The 407-nt window shown below is 43.2% G+C and carries 1 pseudogene; it reads left to right on the forward strand.

The features are described 5' to 3' along the window. Positions 1–119: 119 nt before the first annotated feature. Positions 120–407 (forward strand): annotated as a pseudogene (locus tag DWV53_RS16330) (toprim domain-containing protein); the annotation flags it as partial.

A 407-nucleotide genomic window follows, 5' to 3' on the forward strand; every position in this document is an offset into this window, starting at 1 on the left:
TTGAAAAGAACCATTTGTTGAGAGTTTGTTGAGAAGATAAGTATTTGACTATCATACCAATACATGCCATTCTCAACAATTCATCAGAAATACATACACCACTTAATCCACAGTAAAACATGAACATTCAAGAAGCAAAGCAAATCAAGATTGCAGACTATCTGCAAAGTTTGGGACACCGTCCTGTCAAGCAGCAGGGCGCAAACCTTTGGTACAAGTCACCATTGAGAAACGAGAGTGAGGCATCTTTCAAAGTGAACACTACGATGAACAGTTGGTTCGATTTCGGAATGGGCAAGGGCGGCAACATCATCACCCTTGCGTCATACCTCTACGCATCAGACAGCTTGCCATATCTATTGGACAAGATGGAGAAGCAAGCACCCCATGTACGCCCGACCGACTTT

This window comes from Segatella copri (genome assembly GCF_003465495.1).
GTDB classification, from domain to species: Bacteria; Bacteroidota; Bacteroidia; order Bacteroidales; family Bacteroidaceae; genus Prevotella; species Prevotella copri_G.